Genomic DNA, 731 nt, shown 5'->3' with positions numbered 1-731 from the left:
ATGGCCCGTCTCCTTGACAAACATGCGGTCGCCCTCGGGCTCCGCCTTGTGGCTCGGCACACCCCAGGTGCGCAATCCACGGTAGTCCTGGAGGCGGGCCGCCTCAAGTCAAGCCATCTTGTCTAGGGCGCAGGGCCGTTAATGGAAACAGTCGTTGATGAAATCCGCAGGGCCGCTGAGACGCTTGCGTTCTCGCCGAGTGAGCTTCGCGAGTTGCCGGCAGAGGAGAGTGAGGCTGTCTTTCGTGCTGCGCTTGAGCGCTTTGTCGCTTCAGGCGACCGCCGGTGGTGGTGGGAAGACTTCCGCTCTTCCGGAGAGTCGGTGCACTTTCCAGCCGGTGATGGTTGGCGCCACTTGGTTCAGGTTGCGCCAAACGCGGACGAACAAGTGTGGTTCATAGTTGAAGAAGACCACTTGCTGCACTACCCCGTGTACGAAACGACGGTTCGTCATGCCATCGCGGTTGTCGGTGAGTGCTACGGTTTTGAGTTCTACCTGGTCGCAAAAGACCTGAGCTGGCTTCTGTGTGAGACACACCATGATGTCGTGTGTGCTGTTGGTGAGGCGGTAGAAAGGCGGTTGCTCAACCATGCGCCCTAACCCCTTACAGGGACTCCCCCCACAGTCAATCGCTTGATGGTCTGCATTGATCGTTGCGGCATAGACGAGATATCGAAGTTGCGCCGAGACAGAGAACAGACTGCCACTCTACAGACGGCCTTGTTGCATCG

At 58.4% G+C, this 731-nt stretch carries 1 protein-coding gene; it reads left to right on the top strand.

Going from position 1 to position 731, the window contains the following annotated elements; translation table 11 throughout:
- Positions 1-141: 141 nt before the first annotated feature.
- On the top strand, positions 142-600 hold the full coding sequence (locus tag M8A51_RS26190; RefSeq protein WP_251781566.1) for a DUF6756 family protein: 459 nt from the start codon (positions 142-144) through the stop codon (positions 598-600).
- Positions 601-731 lie beyond the last annotated feature (131 nt).

Origin of the sequence: Caldimonas mangrovi (assembly GCF_023721835.1) — a bacterium.
GTDB classification, from domain to species: Bacteria; Pseudomonadota; Gammaproteobacteria; order Burkholderiales; family Burkholderiaceae_C; genus Caldimonas; species Caldimonas mangrovi.
Note: the sequence above shows the minus strand (reverse complement) of the source record. Positions and strands in the feature narration are given on the sequence as shown.